Origin of the sequence: Kitasatospora sp. NPDC086009 (assembly GCF_044540385.1) — a bacterium.
Lineage (GTDB): Bacteria > Actinomycetota > Actinomycetes > Streptomycetales > Streptomycetaceae > Kitasatospora.
Genome location: NZ_JBITSA010000021.1, coordinates 24463 through 44152, shown reverse-complemented (window position 1 = coordinate 44152; position 19690 = coordinate 24463). Strand labels below are relative to the sequence as shown.

General features: G+C 75.3%; 15 protein-coding genes. 11 read left to right on the top strand and 4 right to left on the bottom strand.

All coding sequences use genetic code 11. The annotated features are described in order from the left end of the window. Nucleotides 1-185: 185 nt before the first annotated feature. From ACIF6L_RS33250 to ACIF6L_RS33210, 9 genes are all read left to right on the top strand, one after another. Complete coding sequence (locus tag ACIF6L_RS33250; RefSeq protein ID WP_396491329.1) at nucleotides 186-2114, top strand: CpsD/CapB family tyrosine-protein kinase; 1929 nt, start codon at nucleotides 186-188, stop codon at nucleotides 2112-2114. After that, nucleotides 2111-3250, top strand: a complete 1140-nt coding sequence (locus ACIF6L_RS33245; protein WP_359837265.1) for a glycosyltransferase — start codon at nucleotides 2111-2113, stop codon at nucleotides 3248-3250. Before ACIF6L_RS33250 ends, ACIF6L_RS33245 begins: the two co-directional genes overlap by 4 nt. A 52-nt stretch (nucleotides 3251-3302) precedes the next feature. After that, entirely contained in the window at nucleotides 3303-4508 is a 1206-nt protein-coding gene (locus ACIF6L_RS33240) for a GNAT family N-acetyltransferase (protein ID WP_396491328.1), read from the top strand. After that, the gene (locus tag ACIF6L_RS33235) at nucleotides 4508-6061 is read left to right on the top strand and encodes a hypothetical protein (RefSeq protein ID WP_396491327.1); all 1554 of its coding nucleotides are present in this window, start codon (nucleotides 4508-4510) and stop codon (nucleotides 6059-6061) included. Before ACIF6L_RS33240 ends, ACIF6L_RS33235 begins: the two co-directional genes overlap by 1 nt. A 130-nt stretch (nucleotides 6062-6191) precedes the next feature. Further along, complete coding sequence (locus ACIF6L_RS33230) at nucleotides 6192-7385, top strand: DegT/DnrJ/EryC1/StrS family aminotransferase (RefSeq protein ID WP_396491326.1); 1194 nt, start codon at nucleotides 6192-6194, stop codon at nucleotides 7383-7385. A gap of 128 nt (nucleotides 7386-7513) precedes the next feature. After that, nucleotides 7514-7969, top strand: coding sequence for a large conductance mechanosensitive channel protein MscL (mscL, locus tag ACIF6L_RS33225; RefSeq protein WP_352294355.1), 456 nt, complete (start codon nucleotides 7514-7516; stop codon nucleotides 7967-7969). Nucleotides 7970-8324: 355 nt separating this feature from the next. Next, on the top strand, nucleotides 8325-9158 hold the full coding sequence (locus ACIF6L_RS33220) for a DUF6643 family protein (RefSeq protein ID WP_396491325.1): 834 nt from the start codon (nucleotides 8325-8327) through the stop codon (nucleotides 9156-9158). A gap of 214 nt (nucleotides 9159-9372) precedes the next feature. Then, nucleotides 9373-10254 carry an MOSC domain-containing protein gene (locus ACIF6L_RS33215; protein ID WP_396491324.1) on the top strand — a complete coding sequence of 294 codons (882 nt, stop codon included), beginning with the start codon at nucleotides 9373-9375 and terminating at the stop codon, nucleotides 10252-10254. A 404-nt stretch (nucleotides 10255-10658) separates the two neighbouring features. Next, nucleotides 10659-13070, top strand: a complete 2412-nt coding sequence (locus tag ACIF6L_RS33210; RefSeq protein WP_396491323.1) for a right-handed parallel beta-helix repeat-containing protein — start codon at nucleotides 10659-10661, stop codon at nucleotides 13068-13070. A 44-nt stretch (nucleotides 13071-13114) separates the two neighbouring features. On the opposite strand, the gene ACIF6L_RS33205 is transcribed toward ACIF6L_RS33210, so the two are convergent. From ACIF6L_RS33205 to ACIF6L_RS33195, 3 genes are all read right to left on the bottom strand, one after another. After that, nucleotides 13115-13711, bottom strand: coding sequence for a TetR/AcrR family transcriptional regulator (locus ACIF6L_RS33205; protein WP_352294361.1), 597 nt, complete (start codon nucleotides 13709-13711; stop codon nucleotides 13115-13117). A 99-nt stretch (nucleotides 13712-13810) separates the two neighbouring features. Next, complete coding sequence (locus ACIF6L_RS33200) at nucleotides 13811-14929, bottom strand: PLP-dependent cysteine synthase family protein (protein WP_396491322.1); 1119 nt, start codon at nucleotides 14927-14929, stop codon at nucleotides 13811-13813. 138 nt (nucleotides 14930-15067) lie between these two features. Continuing rightward, nucleotides 15068-16249 carry an ROK family protein gene (locus ACIF6L_RS33195; protein ID WP_329492355.1) on the bottom strand — a complete coding sequence of 394 codons (1182 nt, stop codon included), beginning with the start codon at nucleotides 16247-16249 and terminating at the stop codon, nucleotides 15068-15070. A gap of 116 nt (nucleotides 16250-16365) precedes the next feature. Between ACIF6L_RS33195 and ACIF6L_RS33190 the strand changes: the two genes are divergently transcribed. Together ACIF6L_RS33190 and ACIF6L_RS33185 are read left to right on the top strand one after the other, a co-directional pair. Further along, on the top strand, nucleotides 16366-17655 hold the full coding sequence (locus tag ACIF6L_RS33190; RefSeq protein WP_396491321.1) for an MFS transporter: 1290 nt from the start codon (nucleotides 16366-16368) through the stop codon (nucleotides 17653-17655). Nucleotides 17656-18011: 356 nt separating this feature from the next. After that, nucleotides 18012-18587 (top strand): HutD family protein, encoded by a 576-nt coding sequence (locus ACIF6L_RS33185; protein ID WP_396491320.1) that lies wholly within the window; start codon nucleotides 18012-18014, stop codon nucleotides 18585-18587. A 102-nt stretch (nucleotides 18588-18689) separates the two neighbouring features. Here ACIF6L_RS33185 and ACIF6L_RS33180 read toward each other — a convergent pair whose 3' ends face one another. Continuing rightward, nucleotides 18690-19652: an alpha/beta fold hydrolase gene (locus ACIF6L_RS33180; protein WP_359808426.1), complete on the bottom strand. Its 963-nt coding sequence runs from the start codon at nucleotides 19650-19652 to the stop codon at nucleotides 18690-18692. Between the last annotated feature and the right edge of the window lie 38 nt (nucleotides 19653-19690).

Sequence of the window (19690 nt, the reverse complement as noted above, 5' to 3'; positions counted from 1 at the left end):
GCGAGCCTTCAGGGGGGCGGGTCGGGCAGCGGTTCGTCAGGGGGCGAGTTGCGACATCGGGCGAGGGATTCCACCGGGCCGAGAGCGTGGCGCAGGACAGACAGAGGCAGCAGCACCCGGACCGCCGCGCTCCCGAGGGGAGCTCACCAGCACCACCGCACCACGAACGCGAGGGGATCCCACCGGTGGAACCGGCAAACCACTTCACCGTCCTGCGGCGGTACTGGCGGCTGCTCGTCGGCTGCACGCTCGCCGCACTCGTCGTCGGCTGGCTGCTGACCCCCACCGGTGACACGGTGGACAACGCCAAATGGAAGTGCAAGGTCGCCATCACGCCGGTCGCGGGGGCCGGCGACACCGTGCGGGCCGACCAGGTGCTCTCGTACGCGCAGGGTTCGGACGTCGCGACGGCGGCGGCCCACCAGCTCGGCATCGGCGACGCCGCCGCCGTGATCGCCCGCCGGACCGTGACGGCCGACAGCGCCCAGATGCTCTCGATCGCCACCACCGGGCCGACCCAGCAGTCCTGTTCCGACCTCGCGGCCGCCTACTCGGCCGCGATCATCAAGGGCTTCAGCGACGAGTCCGCCAAGAGCGCCGCCGAGACGGTCCGGAAGCTGCAGGCGCAGGCGGACGCCCAGCAGAAGCAGCTCGACGACATCCAGCAGCAGTTCAACCGCTCCTCGGCCGGCGACCAGCCGAAGCTCCAGCCCAAGCTGACCGCCGCGTCCACCTCGCTGACCGCCACGCTGACCGCCATCAGCAAGCTGCAGAACGGCGCCCAGACCGACGCCATCCAGCAGTGGGGCAGCATCGACGCCCGGCAGAACGCCGGCAACCTGCTCTCCTCCCCCAGCCGGAACGTCCGGCTGGGCCTGGCGGTCGCGCTCGGCCTCGGCCTCGGCGTGGTCGCCGCGCTGATGCTCAGCCGGATGGACACCCGGCTGCGCACCCGCAACGCCGTCGAGGAGGGCTTCAACCTGCCGGTGATCGGCGAGGTGCCGCAACTCTCCCGCCGGCTGAGGCGGTTGCGCGAACCGCTGGTCCGGGCCCGCCCCTCGGACCCGGCCGCCGAGGCGTACCGCTCGCTGCGCTCCACCCTGCTGCTCACCGGGCCGGACGCGCTCGGCCGTTCGGCCGCCGGGCCCGCCGAGTGGGAGCGCGCCGAGCCCGCCCCGCGCCGGCCCGCCGACCCGGCACCCGTGGTGCTGGTGGCCTCCGGCGGCAGCGGGGACGGACGGACCACCACCGTCGCCAACCTGGCCGCCGCGCTCGCCGAGACCGGTCGCGAAGTGCTCGTCCTGGACTGCGACTTCCGCCACCCGCAGCTGCACGCCCACCTCGGCGTGGGCGGCGGTCCGGGGATGGCCGAGCTGCTCAGCGGCGAGCGGCTCGGCGAGCTGGACGACCTGATCCGGCCGACCAACGTGGCGGGCGTCTCGCTGATCACCGGCGGCAACACCACCGCCTACCCGGCCGCACTGGTGCTGCGCGCCGCCGAAGTCCTGCGCCGGGCCCGCCGCCACGCCGACGTGATCCTGGTGGACACCTCGCCGCTGCTGCACGCCAACGACGCTTACGACCTGGTCCAGCACGCCGACGCGGTGCTGGTCACCGTGCGCAGCGGCAATGTGACCCCCGAACAGGCGGACCGGGTAGCCGAGTTGCTCTCCCGGACCGGGGTGCCGGTGGCCGGGGTGGCGCTGCTCGCCAGCTTCGGCCCGGGCGGACGGCGCCGGCGCACCGGGACGGTCAACGGACCGGCGGCACCGGGCGGCCGGGCCGCCCCGTCCACCCTGCCGCGCCCGGCCGCGCCGGCAGTGGACCGGGCCCCCGACCGGGCCCTGGAGCGGGGCCGGGACCGGGGCCGGGACCGGGGGCCCGAGTGGGGCGCGGACCGGGGTGCGGACCGGAGTGCGGACCGGGGCGCCGAGCGGGGTGCCGAGTGGGGCGCCGAGCGGGCGGCGCCGAGCTGGGCCCGGCGTGACGCCGCCGGACCGGGCCGGACCCGCCCCGACGCCGGTCCGGGCGTCAACGGCCACGGCCCCAAGGCCGGTGCGGTCGGCGGCGACCCGGGCGAGCCGGCCCTGCTGCGCGAGGCGGAGGAGCGGTGACCGGACGCACCCGGGTGCTCTGGCTGGCCAAGGGCCTCGGCCGCGGGGGCGCCGAGCAGCTGCTGCTCAACTGCGCCCGCCAGGTGGACGCTTCGCGCTACGAGGTCGAGGTCGCCTACGTACTGCCCTGGAAGGACGCGCTCGCCCCCGCGCTCACCGAGGCCGGGGTGCGGGTGCACTGCCTGGGCGGCGTGCCGGGCGCGCCCGGCCGGGCCGACCCGCGCTGGCCGCTGCGGCTGCGCCGCCTGCTCGCCGACCGCCGCTACGGCCTGGTGCACACCCACATGCCCGTCCCGGCCACCGCCGCCCGGCTGCTGTCGTACGGGCTCGGCGGCGGGGGCGCGCCGCGCCTGGTCCACACCGAGCACAACGTCTGGGACCGCTACCGCCCGGCCACCCGCTGGGCCAACGCGCTGACCTACCGGCGCAACGACGCGGTGATCGCCGTCTCGCACGCCGTCGAGCGGACCATCCCGGCCGCGCGCCGCCGGCCCGGTGCCTGGGTGCACGTGGTGCACCACGGCCCGGACCTGGCCGGCGCCCCGCAGGGACCGGCCGCCCGGGCCGCCGCGCGGGCCGGACTCGGCCTGCCGCAGGACGCGTTCGTGGTCGGCACGGTCGGCAACCTGACACCGAAGAAGGACCAGTCCACGCTGCTCGCCGCCCATGCCGAGCTGTGCCGCGGCCGACCGCCGGCCCGGCTGGTGGTGATCGGCGCCGGGCCGCTGGACGAGCGGCTGCGGGCCCGGGCCGCCGAGCTGGGGGTGGCCGACAGCGTGCTGTTCACCGGCTCCCGCCCGGACGTCCCCGCACTGCTGCCGGGACTGGACGTCTTCACCCTGAGCTCCCGTCAGGAAGGCCTGCCGGTGGCCCTGATGGAGGCGATGACGAGCGGCCTGCCGGCCGTGGTCACCCGGGTCGGCGGCATGCCGGAGGTGCTCGACGACGGCGAGCAGGGCCTCCTGGTGGAGCCCGGTGACCCGGTCGCCCTCGCCGCCGCGCTCGGCCGGCTGGCCGACGACCCGGAGCTGCGGGAACGCCTCGGGGCGGCGGCGCGGGAGCGCTCCGCCCGCTTCGACGTCGCGGGCGCCCAGCGGGCCGTGGAGGCGGTGTACGAGAAGGTGCTGCGGCGCTGAGCCCCCTGGTCCCCCGAAGGCTGCTACCACCGAACGGAGAGCGAGTCCGGACGTGAGTGCCCTGCCCGCCCCTGCCGAGCTGACGTTCCGCCCGCTCGCGGAGGACGACCTCCCCGCGGTGCTCGACCTGCTGACCGCCTCCCTGGCCGGCGGCCCCACCGGCACCCGCACCGCCGACTTCTTCGACTGGAAGCACCGGCTGGGGCCCTTCGGCGCCAGCCCCGGCCTGGTCGCCGAGACCCCGCAGGGGCGGCTCGCGGGGGTGCGGCTGTTCCTGCGCTGGCAGTGGCACGAGGGCTCCACCGGCCGTACTGTCACCGCCGTCCGGCCGGTGGACACCGCGACCCACCCGGACTTCCGGGGCCGCGGGATCTTCCGCCGGCTCACCCTGGACCTGCTCGGACAGGTCGCCGGTGAGGCCGAGTTGGTCTTCAACACGCCCAACGGGAACAGCCTGCCCGGGTACCGGAAGATGGGCTGGCAGGAACTCGGCCGGGTACCGGTGGCCCTGCGCCCGGTCCGCCCGGCCGCGTTCGCCCGCGGAGTGCGGGCGGCGCTGGCCCGCACCCCGGCCGGTGCGGCCGCGCCACCGGCCTGCGGGCTGCCCACCGCCCGGTCGTGGTTCGCCGGCCGCGTGACGCTCCCCGACCCGCCCCGGACCGCCGACCGGGCCGCTCCCGACGGCCCGACCACCGCCGACCGCCAGAACCGGACCGCCGGCCGGGCCGCTCCCGACGCGGCCACCGGCTCCTCCCGAGGCTCCGGAGGCGACCCGATGGCCGGCGCCGACGGCCCGCTGGCCGAGCTGCTGCGCGAGCGGGCCGCCGCCGACCGCGCCGATCCCCGCCTCGCCGTGCTCCGCACCCCGGAGTTCCTGCGCTGGCGCTACGGCGAGGCCCCCGGCCTGGACTACCGCGTCCTCACCTGCCACCGGGGCGGCGAGCTGACCGGCCTGGCCGTCGGCCGGCCCCGACGCCGCGGCCCGCTCGCCGAGTTCACCCTCGCCGACGTCCTGGTCCGCCCCGGCGACCGGGACAGCGCCGCCCGGCTGCTGCGCGCCGCCGCCCGCGAGTCCGGCTGCGACCACGTCGCCACGCACCTCTCCCCCGGCACCGAGGCCGCCGCCGCGGCGCTGCGCTCCGGCTTCCTGCGGGCCCCCCGCACCGGGATGACGCTCGCCGCGCGCACCCCGACCGGCCGGACCGCACTGACCCTGCCCGACTGGCGGTTCACCCTCGGTGACCTGGAGGTCTTCTGATGCCCCGGCCGGCTCCGGCCCGGGCCGTGCCGCGCCGCACACCCCGGCCGTCCGCCGTCGCCGCCGTCCGGGCCCGGGTGCCCTGGCCGTCCGCCGTCGCCGCCACCCTGGTGACGGCCTACGTCACGCTCTTCGTCGTCGCCATGGTGCACACCTCGTACGACACCTGGGGCGCGCTGCTGGTCCTGCCGGTGCTGATGGCCGTCGGCACCCCGGTCCTGGCCCGGATCGCCGCCGCCAACCCCGAGCGGGACGTGTTCCGGCTGCTGATGCTGGCCATGACCGCCAAGCTGCTCTGCGCCTTCCCCCGCTACCTGATGGCCTTCGTGCTGTACGGCGGCGCGGCCGACGCCAAGATGTACCACCAGAAGGGCGCCGAGCTCGCCACCTACCTGGGGCAGGCCGACCTGCTGGCCGGCGTGCACTACGACCTCGGGATGAAGGTCGCCGGCACCGGGTTCGTCATCATCGTCACCGGGGTGGTCTACGCGATCACCGGGCCGTCGCTGATCGGTGGCTTCCTGGTCTTCTCCTGGCTGGGCTTCTGGGGACTGCTGCTGTTCTGGCGGGCCCTGCAGATCGCCTTCCCCGAGGCGGACACCCGCAAGTACGCCAAGCTGGTCTTCTTCCTGCCCTCGCTGCTGTTCTGGCCGTCCAGCATCGGCAAGGACGCCTGGATGATGTTCTGCCTGGGCCTGACCACCTACGGGACCGCCCGGCTGCTGGACCACCGGTTCGGCGCCTTCGCCTGCATCGCGCTCGGCTCGGTCGGCACCGCGATGGTCCGCCCGCACGTCACCGCGCTCGCCGGGGCCGGCCTGCTGGTCGCCTACGTGCTGCGCGAGCGGCCGCGGCAGGCCAGCGCGCTCGGACCGCTGCGGACCATCCTGACCGCCGTGGTGCTCGGCGCGATGGCGGTGCTGATGCTGCAACAGGTCTCGACCTTCTTCGGTACCGACGGCACCGGCGGCGACGCCGTCAACCAGGTGCTCTCGGAGACCTCGCGGCGCACCAGCCAGGGCAACTCGATGATCAGCGCGACCGCCCCGGAGGACGCCGCGCCACGATTCAGCCTGAATCCGGCCGGGCTGCCGGTCGCCGTGGTCAGCGTGCTCTTCCGGCCCTTCCCCTTCGAGGCCTCGAACATCCAGAACCTGATCCAGTCGGTGGAGTGCTTCGCCCTGCTGGTGATGTTCATCCGGAGCTGGCCGCAGCTCAGCAGAGTGCCGCGGCTCTTCGTGCGGCGGTCCTACGTCGCCTTCACCACCGTCTACACGCTGCTGTTCTGCTGGGCCTTCTCGACCATCAACAACATGGGCATCCTGTCCCGCGAACGCGTCCAGGTACTGCCCCTGGTGCTGGTCCTGCTGGTCGTCCCGGCCGCCTCCACCGCCGCCCGGGGGGCCGCCGAGCGCCGGCCGCCGCCGGTCTGGCGGGTGGCGCCGGGGCAGTGGGGCGGCCGGCGGCGGCCGCCCGGGCCCCACCCCGTCCGGCTCGGCGGACGGGAGCCCGGGGAGGCGGCGCCGTCCCGAGGGGGATCCACCGCGCCCTGACCCCTCCCCCCGCCCCGGCTCCGGCCCGTCCCGGCGCCCGGCTCCAGGGCTCCGCCGACCTCGCGGACACCACCGCCCCGTTCGCACTCCCCGCCACTGGCGAGCACCGGACTACCCACGGAGGTATCTGATGACCACCGACACCCTTGCCCTGCCCGCCGCCCTCGGCGGCACGCCCGCCTTCCCGGAGGGGCTCCCGCTCACCCGCGTCCAGGTCCCGGACCGCGCCACCCTGCTGGAGCGGCTCGGCGCCGTCCTGGACAGCGGGCAACTGACCAACGGCCGCACCGTCGCCGAGCTGGAGGAGGCCGCCGCCGAACTGCTGCACGTGCCGCACGTGGTGGCCGTCTCCAACTGCACCGCCGGCCTGATGCTGGTGCTCCAGGCGGCCGGTGTGGCCGACGGCCGGCCGGTGGTGATGCCCGGCTTCACCTTCTCCGCCACCGCCCACGCCGCGCACTGGGCCGGCGGCACCCCGGTGTTCGCCGAGGCCCGTGAGCGGGACATCACCCTGGACCCCGAGGACGCCGCCGCCCGGCTCGCCGCCGCCGACCGCCCGGCCGCGCTGATGGCCACCCACGTGTACGGCACGCCCTGCCAGGTGGAGCGCCTCCAGGAGGTCGCCGACGCGGCCGGCGTGCCGCTGGTGTACGACTCCGCGCACGGCTTCGGCAGCAGCCGCCGCGGTGTGCCGATCGGCAACTTCGGCTACGCCGAGGTGTTCTCGATGAGCCCCACCAAGGTCGCGGTGGCCGGTGAGGGCGGCCTGGTCGCCACCCGGGACGCAGCGCTCGCCGGACGGCTGCGCACCGCCCGCGACTACGGCAACCCGGGCGACTACGACACGCTGTTCCCCGGCCTGAATGCCCGAATGAGCGAGCTGCACGCCGCCGTCGGTCTCAACTGGCTGGCCGGGCTGCCCGAACGGGTGGTCCACCGGGGCACACTCGTCGCCGAGTTCGCCGCCGTGACCGCCGGACTGCCGGGGCTGCGGCTGGCCCTGCCGGAGGACGGCGACGTGTCCACCTTCAAGGACCTCACGCTCATCCTGGACGCCGCGGCGTTCGGGCTCAGCGCGCGCCAACTCGCCGACGCGCTCAGGGCGGAGGGCATCGACTCACGCCGCTACTTCCACCCGCCGGTGCAGCGCCAGCGGGCCTACGCCCACCTCGGCCAGGCCGAGTCGCTCCCGCTGACCGACCGGCTGGCGGACTCGGTGCTGACGGTGCCGCTCTGGACCCAGATGGACGCGCCCACGGTACGCCGGATCGCCGGAGCGGTAGTCCGGATCCAGCCGTACGCGGAGCGTCTGCGCGCCGCCTGACCGGGCCGCGTCCCGTTAGGCGGATCGGGTGAACGCGGTTGGACCGCGACCCCGCCCGGTCGGCAGGATGTCCGGCCGGGGCCCGCGGTCCCATCTCACCCTCCCCCGTACGGATTTGGAGTCACCCGGTGCTCAAGGGATTCCGCAGCTTCCTGCTGCGCGGAAACGTCGTGGACCTCGCGGTCGGCATCGTCATCGGTGCCGCGTTCACCGCTGTCGTCACCGGGTTCGTCACGGCGTTCCTCACCCCGCTCATCGGGGTCGCGAGCGGCGCCGTCGGCGACTTCACGCAGAAGACCTTCGCGGTGGCCGGGACGAACTTCCCGTACGGCGTCTTCGTGAACGCGCTGATCAGCTTCGTGCTGGTGGCCGCGGTGATCTACTTCATCGTGGTGGTCCCGGTCGGCCGGCTGCAGGCGCGGCTGGACGGCGCCAAGCCCGCCCCGGTGGCCAAGGCGGACTGCCCGGAGTGCCTGAGCCCGATCCCGGCGGCGGCGGTGCGCTGCTCGTTCTGCACCTCCGAGGTGGCCGGGCGGCCGGGCTTCCCGGCGCAGTCCGCGGCGGAGCCGCTCCAGGTGCGCTGACCTCGGGTTCTGCCACGCCCGGCGGCTCTCACCGTGACTTTATCCCCGAAACATTCACGAGCCCTCGCCGCGCAGTCGGCGGGGGCTTGAATGCGCCGGCGCACGCCCTGACCGCAAAAGTTTCTTCGCCCGGCCCGGAACCGTCCACCGGCCCGTCACCGCACGGGGCTTCACCAGCCCAGTCCGGGCTCTGTTCGACCGCGCACCCCGGTCCGAAGCTGGCCGGAAGTCGTCGCCGGAATGTCCGTTCTTCGCACTTTCGAAACTTTTGTGCGAGCGAAGACTGTGTAAACACTCGAACTGCTCGCCCTCCCACTCTCCTCAGCAGGCGCATTGTGGGCTTACCGTATGCCCCATGACCTCGCCCCGCTCCTACGACGGAGTCGGCTACCCCCCTCCGTCCTTCTCCTCCGGCACGCCCATCTACGACAGCCTCGTCGCAGAGCGCGGTGTCCCGCAGATCGCGCCCATCAACGTGCCGGCCGCCCTGCCGCCGGCACTGTCGTCCGGTTACGGATCAAGCCTCGGCCAGTCCTACGAGAACCGGTACGCGACCGGGTACGACACCCCCGGCAGCAACCTCCCCGCGCTGCCGCCCGCGCGCCTCGCCCTGGGCCCCGGCCCGAGCAGCGCTCCCTCCGCCGGCCCCGCCACGGCGTACATCCCGGCGCAGCCCGCACCGGCGTACGCCTCCGCGCCCCAGCCGCCCGCCCCCGGCTACGGCGCCCCCCAGCCGTACCTGTCCGCACAGCGGCCGCAGGCCCCCGCCCCCGGCTTCTCGCAGGCCACCGGCGGCGGCGCCTTCCAGCCCTCCGGCGGCCAGAGCTTCGGCGGCCAGAACACCTTCGTCGGGGCCGGCCAGGGCGGCCAGCAGACCTTCGGCGCGCAGCCGATGGGCGCGCCCGGCTCCTTCGGCGGCCAGCCGCAGGGCGGCGGTCAGCCGCACGGTGGCCCGCAGAGCTTCGGCGGGCAGCAGAGCTTCGGCGGCCAGCAGTCCTTCGGCGCCCCGGGCCAGAACAGTGGCGGCTTCCAGGGCCAGGGCGGCGAGCAGGGGTTCGGCGGCGCGCAGCTGCGCCCGGCCGTCACCCCGGTCGCCCCGGTCCGCCCGATGCAGCCGCAGCGTCCGGGCCCGTACGGCGAGCCCGCCCAGTTCCAGCAGGGCTACCAGCCCCAGGGGCAGGGCTACTGACCGACACCCCCGGCCGGCCCCACCCGGCCCCCGCCCGCAGCACCTGAGCACGATCCCGACGTCATCCCGCGCCGGGCGTACGGAGAAACGGGTCATCCACGGACCGCCCGGACCGCCACCCCACGGCGTCCGGGCGGTCCGTGCGCGTTCCGGCCCCGGGCGGCCGCGGAGGGCGGGACGCCGGGCTCCCGGGGGGAACTGGCAGGATGGGGGGATGCTGCTCACCGGACTCCACATCCACCCCGTCAAGTCGATGTACCGCCTGAGCCCCGAGCATGCCCGGGTCGAGCCGTGGGGGCTGGCCGGCGACCGGCGCTGGATGCTGGTGGACGCCACCGGGCGCTTCGTCAGCCAGCGCGACGACACCGCCGTCGGTCTGATCCGCGCCGAACCGGCCGCCGACGGCACGCTGGTGCTGACCGCCCCCGGCGGCTCCCGGATCGAGGTTCCGGCGCCCGGCGCCGCCGCCGGCGACCCGGTCGCCGAGGTCGAGGTCTGGGGCGCCCGGTTCCATGCCGCCGAGGCCGCCAAGGAAGCCCAGCTCTGGATCGCCGAGCAGCTGAACGGCGACTACCGGCTGGTGCACCTGGACGACCCCCGGGCCCGCCCGGTCGACCCGAAGTTCGGCGGGCCCGGCAACACCGTCTCGATGGCCGACGGCTTCCCGCTGCTGCTCACCACCACCGCTTCGCTGGACCGGCTCAACGCGCTGATCGCACAGGAGCACCCGGAGGGCCACGAGGTGCTCCCGATGGCCCGGTTCCGCCCCAACGTGGTCGTCTCCGGCAGCGAGCCGTGGGCCGAGGACGGCTGGCGCCGGATCCGGATCGGCGAGTTGACCTTCAAGGTGGTCAAGCCGTGCGGGCGCTGCGTGGTCACCACCACCGACCAGGAGAGCGGCGAGCGGCGCGGTCCCGAGCCGCTGCGCACCCTGGCCCGGCACCACCGGCTGCTGAAGAAGGCCTCGTTCGGGCAGAACCTGATCCCCGAGCGCCCGGCCGGCGTCGGGGGCGACGTGCTTGGCACGCTCCGGCTCGGCGACGAGGTCGAGCTGCTGGAGGGCGGCGCGCACTGGCCGGCGGACGAACGGGTGTGAGCCGGGGGCGCCCGCGAGCGGCGGGCGCCCCTCCCGCCCGCGCCGCCGGCGGACCCGCGGTCCGCGCGGCCGTCGCCCGGTGGGCCGGCCCCTCCGAGGGCCCGGGCGCCCCGGCCTTGGCCACGAACGGCCCTCCGTACACCGCCCTGTCGCCGCCCCGGGCGCCGCTCCGCGCCCCGGATGCGCCGTCGCCGGACACGGCCGCGCCGGCGCCGCGTTCGGAACCCCGACTGTGTGCGCTCGTTGAAACATGTGTGGAACCCGGAACGGTCCCCGCCCGGGGCCGACCGCCGGCGGCCGGAGCACCGTCGCGGGCGCGCTACGGTGGGCGGGCCACCCGCGCACCCCGCGCGTGCGGCCCGATGGGATCGCCGGCTCGATGAAGGTGGGGACGACAGACCGTCATGGCTGAGCACAGGGTCCGAGTCACCCAGGACAGCGCCTCCCGCTGGCGTCGCCGCGCCGGCGAGTACGACACCCTCACGGAGGCCCTCGCGGCCGCCGAGCCGGGCGACACCGTGACCGTCCGACCCGGCACCTACCGGGAGAACCTCGTCCTGGACAAGCCGGTCACGATCGTCCCGGCGCAGGGCCCCGGCACGGTCCGGATCGACCCCCCGAGCGGTGTCCCGCTGACCGTCACGGCTGCCGCGACCGTCCGCGACCTGGTGATCGAGGGCAGCGACAGCTCCCTCCCGGCCGTGCTGATCACCGGCCCGGAGGCGACGCCCGCGCTCGGCGGCTGCCGGGTGGAGACCCGCTCGGCCACCGGCGTCGAGGTCACCGGCGGAGCCCGGCCCACCCTGCGCGGCTGCGTGGTCGCCAACCCCGCCGGGCTGGGCCTGCGGCTGCGCGGCGAGGGCACCGCGGCGGCCTTCGAGGACTGCGAGGTCGCCGCCGCCGGACAGGCCGGACTGGCCGTGCTCGGCGGAGCCACGGCCGCGCTGGAACGCTGCCGGGTCCACCACGCGACCGGCGCCGGGGTGCTCCTGACCGACCCGGGCAGCGCCGCCGAGCTGACCGGCTGCGAGATCTACGAGATCCGCGGCAGCGGCGTCCAGGCCGAGGCCCACGCCGGCGGCCGGCTGGTCGACTGCGACATCCACCGGGTCACCGGCAACGGGATCACCCTGGACAGCGAGGCCGAACTCGTCCTGACCGGCTGCCGGGTGCACGACCTGCCGGAGAACGGCGCCGACCTGCGCGGCCGGGCCCGGCTCACGCTGGCCGGCACCACCGTGCGGGACTTCGGGCGCGGTGCGCTCTCGGTCTGGGACCAGGGCACCGAAGCCATCGCCGAATCCTGCGAGATCCACAGCTCGACCGGCGAGTACCCGGCCCTCTGGGTCAGCGACGGCGCCCGGCTGACCCTCACCGACTGCTCGCTGCACGACCTGCCGGACGCGCTCTTCGTGCTGGACCGCGACTCCGCCGCCACCGCCGAGGGCTGCTCGTTCAGCCGGATCCGCAGCTCGGCCGTCTCGGTCAGCGGCGGCGCCGGGGTGACGCTGAGCGGCTGCCGGGTCCAGGAGGCCGGCACCGGGCTCTGGTTCCGCGACCACGGCAGCGGCGGGCTGCTCACCGACTGCGAGATCTCCGACGTCGCGACCGGCGTGATCGTCACCAAGGGCGCCGACCCGGTCCTGCGCGACTGCACCGTCCGGGCCAGCTCGGACGCCGGCGTCTACGTCTCCGCCCAGGGCCGGGGCACCTTCGAGGACTGCCGGGTCTCGCACGGCAAGGGCTTCGGCTTCCACATCATCGACGGCTGCCGCACCGTGCTGACCCGCTGCCGGGCCGAGCAGAACGAACGGGCCGGCTTCGAGTTCTCCGAACCCGGCCCGGTGGTGGAGGCCTGCACGTCGGACGACGTCGCCCCGGCCGCTCCGGCCGCCGAGCTGCCGGCCCCCCGCGCCGCACGGACCGCACGGGCCGCCCAACTGACGGCCACCGCACCGGCGTTGCCGGCGCCTTCGGCGATCGGGCCGATCCCGGACTGCCGCCCGGCCGACGAGGCGCTGGCCGAACTCGACGCGCTGGTCGGCCTGGCCACCGTCAAGCAGGAGGTCCGGACCCTGATCGACCTGATCGCGGTCGGGCGCCGGCGCCGCCAGGCCGGGTTGAAGGCCCCCTCGCTCCGCCGCCACCTCGTCTTCACGGGGGCCCCCGGCACCGGCAAGACCACCGTGGCCCGGCTCTACGGCGAGATCCTGGCCTCGCTCGGGGTGCTCCAGCGCGGGCACCTGGTCGAGGTGGCCCGGGTGGACCTGGTCGGCGAGCACATCGGCTCCACCGCGATCCGCACCGCGGCCGCCTTCGACCGGGCGCGCGGCGGCGTGCTCTTCATCGACGAGGCGTACGCGCTGGCACCCGAGGACGGGGCCCGGGACTTCGGCCGGGAGGCGATCGACACCCTGGTCAAACTGATGGAGGACCACCGGGACGAAGTGGTCGTCATCGTGGCCGGTTACACCGCCGAGATGGAACGCTTCCTCTCCGCCAACCCCGGTGTCTCGTCCAGGTTCTCCCGCACCATCACCTTCCCCGACTACTCCGCGGACGAGTTGCTGGAGATCGCCCGCGCGCAGTGCGCCGAGCACGAGTACGCGCTGGCCGAGGCGACCGAGGGCGCGCTGCTCCTGCACTTCGGGACGCTGGAGCGCGGCCCCAACTTCGGCAACGGGCGCACCGCGCGGCAGGTCTTCGAGACGATGGTGGAGCGGCACGCCATGCGGGTCGCCCACCTCGCGGATCCGTCGACCGAGGAGCTGCAACTGCTCGTCCCCGCCGACCTGCCGACGGCCCGCCTGCCCTGACCGTCGTCCGCCCGGGCAGGTGGACCTCCGCGCGGCCCCCGCGCTCAGCCGCGTTCCGCGGCCGCCTCGTCGCCCAGCATCCGGTCCACCAGCAGCGCGAGGCGGGGCTCCGCGTGGTCCGGCCGGAGCCGGCCGCTCCGGGCGAGGGTGGCCAGGCCGTGCAGGGCCGCCCAGACCACCTCGGTGAAGGGCTCCGGGTCCTCGGCCCCGGCCACCTCGGCGACCGGTCCGGCGAGGGCGGCGAACGCCTCCTTCAGCGGGGCGGGCGAGTCCGGACGGCCGAACGGCAGGTCCGTCGCGAGCACGAACATCGCGTCGTAGAGCGCCGGGTTGGCCGCCGCGAACGCCAGGTAGCGGCCCGCGACGGCGCGGAAGGCCCCGGCCGGCCCGGCCGCCCCGCGGGTGACCGCCCGCAGCTCGGCGGCGAGTTCCGCGAAGCCCTCCAGCGCGACGGCGGCCACGATCGCGTCCTTGCCGGCGAAGTGGCTGTAGAGCACGGGCTGGCTGTACTCGATCCGCTCGGCCAGCCGGCGGGTCGTCACCGCCTCCCAGCCCTCGGACTCCGCCAGCTCACGGGCGGTTCGAATGATCAGCTGGTGACGCTCGGCGCGTTCGCGCCCGCGGCGCTCCTGGATTGACATGACATCGACTCTAGCAGCGCTAGGCAATAGAGCCACGAAAAGAGCAGCGCCACCCCCGCCCGCGGCAATGCCAGGGGCAGGGGTGACGCCCGCCGCGGGTCAGCCGGTCCAGGCCCCGCCGGCCAGGAAGGACTCCAGCCGGGCCCGATGGGGCGCGATGTCGATCCGCTCCCCGGCCAGCCAGTCGTCCGAGTAGTACTTGTCGAGATAGCGGTCGCCCGGGTCGCAGATCAGGGTGACCACACTGCCCCGCACCCCGGCCGCCCGCATCTCGGCGACGATCTTCAGCGCGCTCCACAGCCCCGTCCCGGTGGAGGCGCCGGCCTTCTTGCCGAGCACCTGCTCCAGCACCCGCACGGCCGCGATCGAGGCGGCGTCCGGGACCTTCATCATCCGGTCGATCGCGCCGGGCACGAAGCTCGGCTCCATCCGCGGCCGGCCGATCCCCTCGATCCGCGAGCCGCTCTCGCAGACCGCGTCCGGATCGTGGCCGACCCAGCCCTCGAAGAAACAGGAGTTCTCCGGATCGGCGACGCAGATCCGGGTGTCGTACTGCATGTAGTGCACGTACCGGGCGATGGTCGCCGAGGTCCCGCCCGTCCCGGCGGTCGCGACGATCCAGGCCGGCTCCGGGTGCGGCTCCAGGCGCAGCTGGGCGAACATCGACTCGGCGATGTTGTTGTTGCCCCGCCAGTCGGTGGCCCGCTCCGCGTAGGTGAACTGGTCCATGTAGTGGCCGCCGGTCTCCTCGGCGAGCCGGGCGGAGGCCGCGTACACCTCGTCGGAGCGCTCGACCAGGTGGCACTCGCCGCCGTGGAACTCGATCAGGTCGATCTTGGACTGGCTGGTGGACTTGGCCATCACCGCGATGAACGGCACGCCGATGAGCTGGGCGAAGTAGGCCTCGGAGACGGCCGTGGAGCCGCTGGACGCCTCGATCACCGGCTTGCCGGGCCGGATCCAGCCGTTGCAGAGCCCGTACAGGAACAGCGAGCGGGCCAGCCGGTGCTTCAACGAGCCGGTGGGGTGGGTGGATTCGTCCTTGAGGTAGAGGTCGATGCCCCAGTCGAGGGGGAGCGGGAACCGGAGCAGGTGGGTGTCGGCCGAGCGGTTGGCGTCGGCATGGACCTTGCGCACCGCCTCCTTGAGCCAGCCGCGGTAGGCCGCGTCGGAGCGGTCCACGTCCTCGGTCCGTTCGGCACTCAGCTGCGCACCCATCGTCACTCTCCTCGCTCGAACCCCCCGGTTGCTCACTACGAGTGTACGAGAGTCACGATAAGTGACGGTTTTCGTAGCCCCAGCTTCCGCTTATCCACGGCCACCGGGCCTCGTCGCGCTCCGCCGCCACCCGCCCTGCTACGCCCCCGCCTGCACCGACTGCGGGTCGGCGAGGTAGGGCCGCCACGCCAGCTCGGCCGCGCCCGCCAGTGCGCCGTGCGCCAGCTCGGCGCCCACGATCGGCACCCGGCCGCTGCGCCCCCAGAGGCTGCGCTCGGCGACCACCGCCCGCAGCCGCTCCGGCGCGGCCTCCAGCAGATCGAGGTGCAGACCGCTGAGCACCACCCGGTCCGGGTTGAGGATGTTGGCGACGCCGGCCAGTCCGAGGCCGAGCCGGTCGATGACGTGCTCGACGGCCGCCCGGGCCCGCTCGTCCGTCGCGGCGGCCCGGCAGAGCTCGCCGGCCTGGTCGAGCAGCGGGCGGTCCGGGTCGGGGGTGAGCCCGGCGGCGGCGAACAGCGCGTCCGGGTCGGTCTCGGCGTTGAGGCAGCCGCGGTTGCCGCACTGGCAGGGGCGGCCCTGCGGGTCGACGGTGAGGTGGCCGACCTCCAGCGCCAGCCCGGCGCTCCCGGTGTGCAGGCGGCCGTCGATCACCAGCGCGCCACCGACGCCCCGGTGGCCGGAGGTGACCAGCAGCAGATGGCGGGCGCCCCGGCCGGCGCCGTGCCGGTACTCGGCGAGGGCGCCGAGGTTGGCGTCGTTGGCGATCGCGGTGGGCAGCGGGTCCAGCGCGAGCGGGCCGTTGTCGGCGCGGCCGACCTCGACGTCGTACAGGTCGGCGACGGGCGTGCCGCTGGGCCAGGCGAAGTGCAGGGCGGCGAGCGCGGTGCCGTCCGGCTCGGTGACCGGGTTGGGCAGCGCGAGCGCGGCACCGAGGCAGCGGCGGCTGCTGTGGCGGGCCAGTTCGGCGCCGGCCTCGGCCACGGCGCGCAGCATCCGGACCGGGTCGGTGGCGGCGGGCAGCGGCCGGTGCACGGGCGGATCGAGCAGTCCGCCGAGTCCGGCGAGGGTGACGCTCAGCCCGTCGGCGTGGATCTGGCCGGCGATCACCACCGGACCGGCCGGGTCGATGGCCAGCCGGTGCGACGGGCGGCCGCGACCGCCGCCGGCCGGCCGGGAGTCGACGGTGATCAGGCCGAGCGCCTCCAGCTCCGCGGTGACCGCTCCGGCGGTGGCCCGGGTGACGTCCAGCGCACGGGTGAGCGCCGAGCGGGTGGGGGTCTGGCCGGTGTGGATGAGCGAGAGCGCCGGGCCGAGCAGCGTGCGACCGCGATCGGGGGCCGAGCGGCGGTGGGCGTCACGCTGGGCGTCGTGGTCGGCCCCAGAGCCGGGCTTCGGACTTGATGGAGTGAGCTGCACGGCCCTATTGTTACTTTGTGCCGCTCCGAAACAAAATCCACGTCCATGACCGGGTCGACCGGCCGTCCCTCCAGTCTCGCAGCACTCCGGCCGCTTCCGGCACCCCCTGGGGCGCGGCACGGCTCGCACTCACCGCTTTCTTCGCCGTCGACGGCTTCCTCTTCGCCGCCTGGGTGGTCCGCATCCCGGACATCCGCAGCCAGGTCAGCGCCTCCCACAGCGCGCTCGGGCTCGCCCTGCTCTGCGTCTCGGCCGGCGCCGTCGCCACCATGCCCCTGGTCGGCCGGCTCTGCCTCCGGTACGGCTCGCGACCGGTCACCGTCGGTTCGCTGGCGCTGCTCAGCCTCGCCGTCCCGCTGCCCGCCCACGCCCACTCGGTCGCGGCGCTCGGCGGCGTCCTGCTGCTCTTCGGGGCGGGGTACGGCGGCGCCAACGTCGCGATGAACAGCGCCGCTGTCGACCTGGTGGCCCAGCTGCGCCGCCCGGTGATGCCGAGCTTCCACGCCGGGTACAGCCTCGGCGGCCTGCTCGGCGCGGGCGTCGGCGGCCTGCTCGCCGGCACCCTCACCACCACGTGGGCGCTCGCCCTGAGCGGCCTGCTGGGCCTGGCCGTCACCGCGGGCGCGGGCGTCGTCCTGCTTCGCGGCCCGGCCGCGCCGCTCGTCGCCCCCGGCCGGGAGGCCGACTCCCCCGCCCCGCCCGCCTCCCCCGACTCCCCCACCGCTCCGGCCGCCCCGGCCGCCCCCGAGGAGCCGGCCCGGGTGCCGCACGCCCGGTTGCTCGTCCTGCTGCTCGGCCTCACCGCGCTCTGCTGCGCCTACGGCGAGGGCGCCATCGCGGACTGGACCACCCTGCACCTCACCGACGACGTCCACGCCAGTGCCGGCACGGCCGCCGCCGGGTACGCCGCCTACGCCTTCGCGATGACCAGCGGCCGGGTCGGCGGCACCTGGCTCTCCATCAGGCTGGGCCAGAACCGGGTGATCGTCCTCGGCGGCCTGACCGCCGCGGCCGGCATGCTGCTGGCCGCACTCGCGCCCTCGGTACCGCTCGCGCTGTCCGGGTTCGTGCTGGTCGGCCTCGGCCTGGCCAACATCTTCCCGCTCGCCATCGCCCAGGCCGGCGCCACCGGCGGCCCGCAGGGCGTCGCGCTCGCCTCCACCCTGGGCTACGGCGGCATGCTGATCGGCCCGCCGGTGATCGGCTTCCTCGCCGACGCCGTCGGACTCCCGCTCGCCCTCACCTCGGTCGCGCTCGCCGCCGTCCTCGCCGCCCTGCTCCCCCTCACCGCCCGCCGCACCCCCTGACGGAGCCCGTCTCGGGCGGTGAGGACGCCCCACCACGCGTCGCACCCGCCGCCGGCCACCGCACGACGGCCCGCGGCACCTCCCGCCGGTCGGGGCTCCCGACCGGCGGGCCGGGTGCCCACCGGCTCCACGCCGGGACCGGCGGCACAGCCCCGCGAGCGCACCCCCCGGTCGGCGCCACCGACCACGCCACCCACCCACGGTCCCACGGTCCCACCGGGGCGACCCACGGCCGGCCGGTCTCCTCGCCCCCCCGCACGCCGGTCCGCGGACCGGCGGTCTCCCGTCCCCCCCGGCGAGCGCCCCCGGACGCTCCGGGCGCACTCCCGCGTCCCGCCCCGTGACAGGATGCGGCCATGACGACGAGCGGGCGGATCCAGGTACTGCGGGCGGACGAGCGCCCGGCGACGGCGTGGCTGAACGGGGGCGGGGTGACCAGGGAGGTCGCCGGGTTCCCCGCCGGGGCCGGGCTGGACGCCTTCGACTGGCGGGTCAGCCTCGCCGACGTCGCCTCCGCCGGGCCGTTCTCCGCGTTCCCCGGTGTCGACCGGGTGATCACCCTGGTCGAGGGCCCCGGTATGGCCCTGACCGTCGACGGTGCCGAGCACCTCGTCGACACCCCGTTCCGCCCGTTCGCGTTCTCCGGCGAGGCCGACACGGGCTGCCGACTGCTCGGCGGCCCGGTGGTGGACTTCAACGTGATGACCCGTCGCGGGCGCATCAGCGCCGACCTCGCGCTGACCACCGGGCCGCGCACCGTGGACGTCCCGGCCGGTGGCACCGTCCTGCTGGTCTGCCTGGCCGGCCGCGCCACCGTCGGCGACACCGTGCTCGACCGCTACGACGCCGCCCTGCCGGCCGGGCCCGGCCCGTACGAGCTCCGGCCCGACGGCGTGACCGCCGCCGTCACCTTCCGCTCGCCGCCCGCCTGACACCGCACGGCACACCCGCCCAGGACACACCACCGCACAGGAAGTCGGCGGGTCCGGCTTCCTGTGCGGGCGGCCCGCCACACCCGGCGGCCGGACGGCGCGTCAGCCGCAGTACACCGGGGACGCGTGGGCCGGGTCGAGCGCGTTGGTGACCAGGTGCAACGCGGTCGGCGAGAAGGCGATGGCCACGTGCTCGGCGAGCGAGAGCGGACAACGGTCCTGCAGAACGACGTTGTTCACGTTCGGGCCGCTGAGGAACTGCGTCCGGTACGGCGTGACGACCTCGTCGTACACGGTCGAGATCACCGTGTAGCGGACGCCGGGCACGGTGTCCGCCACCGTCGCCATCTTCCGGTTGAAGGCGGAGTCCACCACCTGGTCCTTGCAGGCCGGACAGGCCGTGTAGATCAGCTCGGCCACCCGGGGGAGGTACGGGGCGAGGTTGGCGATGCCGTCGAGCGTCGTCCCGTGGTTGGACGGCGCCAGGCCGATCAACTTGTCGACCTTCGACGCACCCCCGAGGAACTTCACGTAGTAGTTCGGGAGCATGCCGCCCTGCGAGTGGCCGACGAGGTCGACCTTCGCCGCGCCGGTCGCGCCGCGCACCAGGTCGACGAAGCGGCCGAGTTGCGCGGCCGATTCGGCGGCCGGACCGAGCCCGCCGATCGGCAGCACCAGGCCGCTGCCGGAGGAGGTGATGCCGGGGACCATGCCGTAGTCCAGGGCGAAGACGCAGTAACCCTGGCTCTTCAGCAGGGGCGAGAGCACCAGCCAGTTCTCGTAGCGGTTGGCGAAGGTGCCGTGCACCAGGACCACCGGATCGGGGTGGGCCGCCGTCGGCTTGCAGGCCCAGTCGTTGGCACCCGGCGGCGAGGCCACCGAGTCGCCGTCGGGGGGCAGTTGGGCCGCCACGCCGGACGCGGTGGGGGTCGCGTCCGGTGCGGCGTGTGCGGCGGTGGCGGGGGCGCCGGCGAGCAGCGCACCGGCCAGCAGGGCCGAGCCGAGTGCTCCGAGGAGTCTGCGGCGTACCGGTCCGGCGGCGGAGCGGAGAAGTGGGGTTCTCAACTGTTGCCTCCACAACGGAAGTTTGTTACCAACAGGTA

Excerpts from the sequence above, each read along its gene's own strand:
- ACIF6L_RS33235 (WP_396491327.1), top strand. The coding sequence starts at position 4,508 with ATGCCCCGGCCGGCTCCGGCCCGGGCCGTGCCGCGCCGCACACCCCGG.
- ACIF6L_RS33230 (WP_396491326.1), top strand. The coding sequence starts at position 6,192 with ATGACCACCGACACCCTTGCCCTGCCCGCCGCCCTCGGCGGCACGCCC.
- ACIF6L_RS33220 (WP_396491325.1), top strand. The coding sequence starts at position 8,325 with ATGACCTCGCCCCGCTCCTACGACGGAGTCGGCTACCCCCCTCCGTCC.
- ACIF6L_RS33215 (WP_396491324.1), top strand. The coding sequence starts at position 9,373 with ATGCTGCTCACCGGACTCCACATCCACCCCGTCAAGTCGATGTACCGC.
- ACIF6L_RS33210 (WP_396491323.1), top strand. The coding sequence starts at position 10,659 with ATGGCTGAGCACAGGGTCCGAGTCACCCAGGACAGCGCCTCCCGCTGG.
- ACIF6L_RS33205 (WP_352294361.1), bottom strand. The coding sequence starts at position 13,711 with ATGTCAATCCAGGAGCGCCGCGGGCGCGAACGCGCCGAGCGTCACCAG.
- ACIF6L_RS33200 (WP_396491322.1), bottom strand. The coding sequence starts at position 14,929 with ATGGGTGCGCAGCTGAGTGCCGAACGGACCGAGGACGTGGACCGCTCC.
- ACIF6L_RS33185 (WP_396491320.1), top strand. The coding sequence starts at position 18,012 with ATGACGACGAGCGGGCGGATCCAGGTACTGCGGGCGGACGAGCGCCCG.